Annotated in this window: 10 protein-coding genes; 6 read left to right on the top strand and 4 right to left on the bottom strand. The window is 59.7% G+C overall.

Annotation, left to right across the window (positions count from 1 at the left end; genetic code table 11):
• The 5 genes from OKC31_RS21220 to OKC31_RS21200 all read left to right on the top strand — a co-directional run.
• A partial coding sequence (locus tag OKC31_RS21220; RefSeq protein ID WP_270657696.1) for a tetratricopeptide repeat protein occupies positions 1-377 on the top strand: 377 nt, incomplete at its 5' end.
• A 141-nt stretch (positions 378-518) separates the two neighbouring features.
• Positions 519-779, top strand: coding sequence for a hypothetical protein (locus OKC31_RS21215; protein ID WP_128318444.1), 261 nt, complete (start codon positions 519-521; stop codon positions 777-779).
• Positions 780-847: 68 nt separating this feature from the next.
• Complete coding sequence (locus tag OKC31_RS21210; protein ID WP_128318445.1) at positions 848-1090, top strand: type II toxin-antitoxin system RelB/DinJ family antitoxin; 243 nt, start codon at positions 848-850, stop codon at positions 1088-1090.
• A complete protein-coding gene (locus tag OKC31_RS21205) occupies positions 1080-1367 on the top strand; it encodes a type II toxin-antitoxin system RelE family toxin (RefSeq protein WP_167568001.1) in 288 nt (95 codons plus the stop codon). The genes OKC31_RS21210 and OKC31_RS21205 overlap by 11 nt, the downstream gene beginning before the upstream one ends.
• 182 nt (positions 1368-1549) lie before the next feature.
• The gene (locus OKC31_RS21200) at positions 1550-2557 is read left to right on the top strand and encodes a replication initiation protein (protein ID WP_128318475.1); all 1008 of its coding nucleotides are present in this window, start codon (positions 1550-1552) and stop codon (positions 2555-2557) included.
• Between the two features lie 74 nt (positions 2558-2631).
• Here OKC31_RS21200 and OKC31_RS21195 read toward each other — a convergent pair whose 3' ends face one another.
• The 4 genes from OKC31_RS21195 to OKC31_RS21180 all read right to left on the bottom strand — a co-directional run bounded on the left by OKC31_RS21195 (position 2632) and on the right by OKC31_RS21180 (position 4611).
• Positions 2632-2874, bottom strand: a complete 243-nt coding sequence (locus OKC31_RS21195; protein WP_128318476.1) for a plasmid replication protein RepB — start codon at positions 2872-2874, stop codon at positions 2632-2634.
• Positions 2875-2936: 62 nt separating this feature from the next.
• Positions 2937-3506 (bottom strand): hypothetical protein, encoded by a 570-nt coding sequence (locus OKC31_RS21190; protein ID WP_128318477.1) that lies wholly within the window; start codon positions 3504-3506, stop codon positions 2937-2939.
• Positions 3503-4129 (bottom strand): site-specific integrase, encoded by a 627-nt coding sequence (locus OKC31_RS21185; RefSeq protein WP_270657695.1) that lies wholly within the window; start codon positions 4127-4129, stop codon positions 3503-3505. The genes OKC31_RS21190 and OKC31_RS21185 overlap by 4 nt, the downstream gene beginning before the upstream one ends.
• Positions 4130-4383: 254 nt before the next feature.
• Positions 4384-4611: a hypothetical protein gene (locus tag OKC31_RS21180; protein ID WP_128318479.1), complete on the bottom strand. Its 228-nt coding sequence runs from the start codon at positions 4609-4611 to the stop codon at positions 4384-4386.
• A gap of 1477 nt (positions 4612-6088) precedes the next feature.
• On the opposite strand from OKC31_RS21180, the gene OKC31_RS21175 reads away from it, so the two are divergent.
• Positions 6089-6544: tetratricopeptide repeat protein (locus OKC31_RS21175; protein ID WP_270657694.1), on the top strand; the 456-nt coding region annotated here is incomplete at its 3' end.

Below are 6544 nucleotides of genomic sequence, written 5' to 3'. Positions count from 1 at the left end.
ACAAGCAAGCGGTGGCGTGGTATCGAAAAGCCGCCGAGCAGGGCAATGTCGATGCCCAACTCCTGCTCGGGAGAATGTACTTCAAGGGCAGCGGGGTGACGCAGGACTACAAGCAGGCGGTAGTTTGGACCCGCAAGGCCGCCGAACAGGGCGATGCCAAGGCACAACGTATCCTCGGAATGGCGTACGACAGCGGTGTGGGTGTGGTGCAGGATAACAAGCTAGCTTACGTCTGGAGTTCGGTGTCTGCCGCCAATGGGGATGTCGAGGCGGCTACATACCGTGACCTTTTCGCCAAGCGTTTATCGCCTGCGGTATTGGCAGAGGCGCAGGCACTGGCTGGCCAGTATGTTGAACTGTACCAACCCAAGCAGTAACCCCATCTGCTAGTGCGTATAAGGGGGCGTTACGTTAAATCGGACGCCCTTTTTGCTGCCCGTTAGCCCGCAACATGGCTTGTTTTGCGGCACGCTATCTCTCATCCTGCACCGCATTAACCCTTGCTTCGGAAATGACCCATGGAAACCATCACCCATCCCACCCTGGTGCAACTGGTCGCGGCCGGTGCCGTCCGTGTCGTGGTCGCCGTCGGCCAACCCGGCGGCTGGTCCCTGTTAGTGCGCTATGGTCTGGCCGAACGCGCCCTCGCCGCCCAGCGCAGCAAGCAGCTACGGATCTTTCGCAAGCTCGATACCCTGCAGGCTTATCTGCAGGACATCGGTGTGCGCCGCTTCGAGGTCGATGCGGCCGGTTTCGATGTCGCACCACGACAACGGTGATGCATTGCTACAAACGTTAAATGGCATTACATTTGTAATTACGTTCGTTGTAAATGGTGAGGTCAGTGATGGGAACGATCAATTTGCGCATCGATGATGATCTAAAAGCCCGTTCTTATGCGGTGCTGGATCGGTTGGGGGTGACGCCTTCAGAGTTGCTGCGGCAAACGCTGGAGTACGTTGCTGCTCAGGAGCGGTTACCGTTTCGGACTACCGTCGTGACAGAGGACGAAGAGGCGCTTCTTGCGCTCGTTCGGGAGCGGTTGGCCAGCCCCCAAAAAGGGATCAAGGTGTCGCTGGATGACCTTTGAGCTTGAGTTTGATCCCCGTGCTTGGCGGGAGTGGAAGAAACTGGGCGATACCGTGCGCCAGCAGTTCAAGAAGAAGCTGGTAGAGGTGCTGGAACGGCCAAGAAATGAGGCCAACCGCCTGCATGGGCTGCCGGATTGCTACAAGGTCAAATTGCGTGGTGCCGGATACCGGTTGGTGTACCAGGTGCAAGATAATCGGGTGGTGGTGTTTGTGGTCGCGGTAGGGAAACGAGAGCGTGAGCAGGTATATCTGGACGCAGGTTCGCGGCTCGAATAGGTGACGTTGCTGATAGGTGGGGAGTGCGGTAACGTATTGCCCAGAAAAGACAAACCCCGAATCTCTAAGTTCAATCTTGGCGGATGGCTTAGAGAGTTCGGGGCCGTGACTTAATCACAGGAACAAGAATACCACATGGATCACATCAAACAACCCAGAGCCGCCAATAAGCGCGGTGTCCGATGGTAAAATCAGCGCTTCACGCTGCTGCTTTTATTGAACGTCTCCCACACCGTCCCTACTGCACTGATGATCCGGCGCAGGGGCTCCTTATCCGCCCGCAGGCGACCGCGCTGGCCTATCGCCATGTCCAGCACAATCCGCCTCCGCATGTCTCCTGCATTGTGTTTGATGTGGACAGGAAGCCCTATGAGCAACGGCGAGAGGGGTATCAAGAGTGGCGAGATCGTGGCTTGCCTGCGCCGCATTGGATCGCCATCAATCCCGAGAATGGCAATTACCACCTTGGCTACCTGTTAGCCGCGCCCGTGGCTCGCACCAGTGCCGCAAGGCTAAAGCCGCTGCGCTATTTGGCGGCCATAGAACACGTTTTGGCTAAAAAGCTGGACGCTGATATGGGGTATGTTGGCCTGATCACCAAAAATCCCGTACATCGCGATTGGTGGACGGTCTGGCACAACCATGCGCCTTATTCCCTCGACTACCTCGCGGAGTTCTGCCCCGATGAGGATTTAGCGGCCTATGACCGTCGCAATCGCAAAGAGGTTGGCGGCCTGGGGCGTAACGTTACGGTGTTCGATAACGTGCGTGAATGGGCTTACAGCGCCGTTAGAGCGTACTGGCGACCTAACGGGTACGAGGCTTGGGCCGAGGCGGTAAGGGCTGCTTGTGATAGCGCCAATGCGTTTGGACGGGAGCAGGGCGGCCCGCTTCCCGTGTCGGAGATCAAGGCCACGGCCAAGAGCATCGCCCGTTGGGTATGGAACCGATTTACCCCCGCTGGGTTTAGCCAGGTGCAGGCACATCGAGGGGCTAAGGGCGGGCGCATTGGTGGCAAGGTATCCAAGGGCGGTGGAAGGCCCAGCAACAGCGGCAAGACACGCTCTGAGCTGCTGCCTGAGGTGCAACGGCTTAAGGCTTTGGGGTACAGCAATCGCGATATTGCCGAGGATTTAGGGATCGGTTCGGCAAGTGTTAGCCGCTATCTCTCCAACACCGCGCAATCATGATCCAAACAAAGCCTTATCAGATAACAGCGCCCCGCAAGGGGCGTTCTTCTTTCTTCGGGATCTCCGAGAGTGCTTTAGCGGCTGCTGAGGTCTATCTCTATCCGCTTGAACCCTATGCTGTTCGCGGTGTTGGCAGCCGCATCGATGGTCTTGAACACCCGCCAGCCTCCTCGCTGCCTCTCCAGCACGGCGGTCTCGCTGTTGCGGCCGAACTTGACCAGATGTAGGTGGTAGCCTTGGCCCATGGGGGTCGGCACGATCACCGCTTTGGCCAATCCGCCCTGGTCAAACGTCCATTTAGCTTGCAGCTCTTCCATCAAATCTCCATCCTGAGAAATCAAAACCGCAATTTGATTCTATGCCTCTTGGTAGCAGGTCGCTAGTCCTGATTGTCACCTATCTGCAGGGCTCTGCTTTTAGCTTGCTTGGCTTTACGCGCAAAGGCGGCGCTGGCGTTGTTCGCTCGCCGGTTCGCGTTGTCTCGTTCGGTGTTTGCCTGGGCCACCCATTCGCGGGCGGTCGCCTGGTCACTGAGGGCCTGTTGCCGTAGCCCCTCGGCCTGCCTGATCGCCTCCAGGGCTTTCGCCCGCAGCAGCTGCACCTGATCGCGCTCTGTTTGCAAGGCGGTGCGGGCCTCCTGCTCTGCGTTCGCGGCCTGCTGTTCGGCCTCATCGAGGCGTTGCTGTAGATGCTTGAGGTGGCGCTGATGGTCGTGATCTTCTGCCTGCACCATCAGCCAGCCCAGCGTGGCGAAGACGCCGGATCCGCCCAGCAGCACGCCGGCAAGCGCAACGGGCCAGGCGGCTATCACGGCCGGCCAGCCGCGGGTGATCTCCGGCTCTGCGCCGCGGTGCATCACGACCCATGCCCGCATGGCCAGCAGGTCATCGAGGAACCACCACAGCGCCACCAATGCCGCCAGGCTGACTGCCAGCAAAAACAGTCTCATCGTAGGTAGGTCTCCGTGATCTCGGGCCGAAAGTGGCCCATCTCCTGGCTGACGGTGGTCAGCGCGGCGTCTCTGCTCAAGCTGGCCTGCAGTTCGGCCATGCGTTCCTGGGCGTAGCTATGGCGCAGGCCGTGGGCACCGGTAGACCAGCCCAGCGCCCGCTCGCTGGCGGCGGAGACGCTGTTGCTCCAGCGTTGGCCGCCGCCGATGTCGTAGTGGGACTGGTAGTGGATCCCGCGATCGGTGATCGCCAGGGGGGCATCGAGGCGCACGGCTTCCAGCCGCTCGGCCAGGGCGTGGGGTAGCAGCACCTCGCGCACCAGCCCGCCCTTGCCGTGGACGGTGTAAATGACCCCGTTACGGCCCTGCCATTTGCTGGCGAGCGCGGGGCGGGGATCGGCGGCCCGCTCCTCGCCTCGGCGCAGGGTCAGCAGCTCGTGAGCCCGCAAGCCAGCGGCATAGGCCAGTTCGGTTGCCAGTCCGTGGCGGGGCGTCTGGGCGGCGGCGATCAGCGCCACCTGGGGGGCTGTGTAGGCGCGTGCCGTCAGTACCTGGGCCTGCTCGCTTTTGATGACCGGTATCCGTGCACCGTGCGCAAGTTGGCCGGTGACATGCTGCATCATCGCCTGCATGGCCTGACGCTCCATGTCCAGAGCCTTCTGGCCGACCTCCTGCCCGCGCTGCTCCAGGTAGCGGATAGCCAGCTCGGGGGTCATCGCACGTAGACCGCCTGGGAGGCGTTCTCGCTGCGTCCACTCGGCTACCCTGGTCAACCCCTGCTCGTAGTTGCGCACGGTGCCTACGGAGCGCAGGTGATGGCCCTGCAGGGCTTTCATGATGTAGGCGGCCTGGGCCGCCGGTGCGCGGAAGGTGGCCATCAGTGGCCGGCCTGTCGGGTCAGCCAGCGGGCCACGGTGCTGTGCACCACGTTGATCCGGTGGGCGCGCAACCAGCGCTGCAGTTCGGCCACGGTCGCGCCGGCATGGCGCAGGGCGAGCAATTCGGCGCGGTGGCGATCGAGGCGGGAGCGGGCATAGCGGGGCTTGCGGATCAGGGCGGTGTGCTGGCGCAAGGTGGCCAGCTCGGCGTGGGGGTCAAAAGTCATCGGTTCTCCACACAAGATTGTAAGAACGTTCAGCCTCGATGACTCGAAAGCTGCGGCGGGTTTCCCTGCCGATTCGCCCCTGTTCTCCTGTTTGCGTGTGGAGGGCTCGGACCGATCTCGCCTCATTTCACGTAACCCGATGGTGTGCGGGTAAGACACTGGGATTTAGCTGTTCCCGTCAGAACCCTGGGGGTCTCTCAATTTCGCTGTTGAGGTTCAGTGCGCTGCCTGATTGGGCTGGCCTCGGATCGGTTACCTGTATCCGGTGTATCAGGGTCACGTTGGAGTGTGACGGTCTCATTTGCCACGTCAGCATAACGCGAAAATGTGTGCGTAAGGCATACGTTTGTAAAAATGTGCGTGAAATCGCTACAGGCCAATGCTCACGCTATGTAGCGGCGAATTTATGAGTCGTACATAGCGTGGGCATAAGCCCACAACACGGCATTGGGCGGTCGTGCCGCCCTTTGCCGTGTCCGCGCCCCTGGGGGGCGCCTTTTCCCAGGGGGAAAAGCGGGGCGCTGGGCATCCCCAGCCGGTGAGGGGGAACCCTCACCGCCGTGGCCATGGGAGGCATGGGCCTACCGCGCTGCGCTTGGTGTCCCCGTGCGACACTGACAGCGAAAAGCGTGCTGTCAGTGCCACGCGGGGATCGGGTGAGGGCATCGAGGGTTGTGCTAACGGTGCAATGTTGTTGGTCAGCCTGCAGCGGGAAATCAAAAAGTAAATTTTGATTGGTCAAAGGCTAAATTTGATTGGCAATGGGGGGGATCTGGCCCCGCTTCCCCCCATTGAGCCAGCTTATCTGATCGGGTCCGCCTCGATGTACGAGACAAGACATAGAAACGGGCCACTGGATGCAAAAACATGCCGAAACCAGAACGTGCCGAAAAGGCCCCTCAAACACCCTAGAATCCGTTGCAAACTTTCAGGCGGTGAACGCCTTGGTCAGGGGGCGGAATGCCCGCAAAACGCGATACAGGCGGCCACATCCTGACGGAGTGGCCGTTTTGCTATGTGAAGTCGGCAATTGAACATAAAAGGCGTTAGGCGCAGTCTTTTTTTTGCCAACTTTTGATCATGGATCTTGCTTGCACTGCAATTTTCCATGCAGTGCAAGCAATCACTAGTTACGATCAATATATGGATGGTTTCAGGGCTTCTTAGTGAAGCGCATCCCACAGCCTCATAGGTCGGGCCAGCCCCGCGTAAGTGTGACCTGCCCCAGGTTCTTCCTGGCAGAGGCTCCCTTTATGGGGGCCTTTTACTTTTACGAACGTTTGTTTTTAGCTTCTTTCGGGACGCTATGTTCGTGCTTAGGTTTTTTGTTTAAATCCACGCCGATATTAAAGATCCTCAAAGCGATTAGGTGCGGCGTGTTTCTGGTCGATCCTGTTCTATTTTGAGATCCCCGAGACAAACCTCTGGTGCCCCGCGATACAATGCGAGGCAGAATCTATAGATCGGTAGAAAAGAGATGAAAAAAGAGATTTTGGCACTGCTGGTCGTCGTGGCTTGTTGGGGCTCCACCCTGCAGGCTAATGACTGGGAAAATGCCCCCATTTCCGAAGTGCAGAAAGCGGCCGAGCAGGGCAATGTCGATGCCCAATCCCTGCTCGGGGCAATGTACGCGAATGGCTTCGGGGTGGCACAGGACTACAAGCAAGCGGTGGCTTGGACCCGCAAGGCCGCCGAGCAGGGCAATGTCGGTGCGCAAGGTTTGCTGGGGGTACTGTACAAGTATGGCATGGGGGTGGCGCAGGACTACAAGCAGGCGGTGGCTTGGACCCGCAAGGCCGCCGAGCAGGGCGATGCCGGCGCCCAGTACAACCTCGGGTTGATGTACGACAAAGGCCGTGGGGTGGCACAGGACAACAAGCAAGCGGTGGCGTGGTATCGAAAAGCCGCCGAGCAGGGCAATGTCGATGCCCAA

Source organism: Aeromonas sp. Y293-4 (assembly GCF_027705905.1).
Lineage (GTDB): Bacteria > Pseudomonadota > Gammaproteobacteria > Enterobacterales > Aeromonadaceae > Aeromonas > Aeromonas veronii.
Note: the sequence above shows the minus strand (reverse complement) of the source record. Positions and strands in the feature narration are given on the sequence as shown.

Bases quoted from the DNA above. Each gene is read 5' to 3' on its own strand.
- OKC31_RS21215 (WP_128318444.1), top strand. From the start codon at position 519: ATGGAAACCATCACCCATCCCACCCTGGTGCAACTGGTCGCGGCCGGT.
- OKC31_RS21210 (WP_128318445.1), top strand. From the start codon at position 848: ATGGGAACGATCAATTTGCGCATCGATGATGATCTAAAAGCCCGTTCT.
- OKC31_RS21205 (WP_167568001.1), top strand. From the start codon at position 1,080: ATGACCTTTGAGCTTGAGTTTGATCCCCGTGCTTGGCGGGAGTGGAAG.
- OKC31_RS21200 (WP_128318475.1), top strand. From the start codon at position 1,550: ATGGTAAAATCAGCGCTTCACGCTGCTGCTTTTATTGAACGTCTCCCA.
- OKC31_RS21195 (WP_128318476.1), bottom strand. From the start codon at position 2,874: ATGGAAGAGCTGCAAGCTAAATGGACGTTTGACCAGGGCGGATTGGCC.
- OKC31_RS21190 (WP_128318477.1), bottom strand. From the start codon at position 3,506: ATGAGACTGTTTTTGCTGGCAGTCAGCCTGGCGGCATTGGTGGCGCTG.
- OKC31_RS21185 (WP_270657695.1), bottom strand. From the start codon at position 4,129: ATGATGCAGCATGTCACCGGCCAACTTGCGCACGGTGCACGGATACCG.
- OKC31_RS21180 (WP_128318479.1), bottom strand. From the start codon at position 4,611: ATGACTTTTGACCCCCACGCCGAGCTGGCCACCTTGCGCCAGCACACC.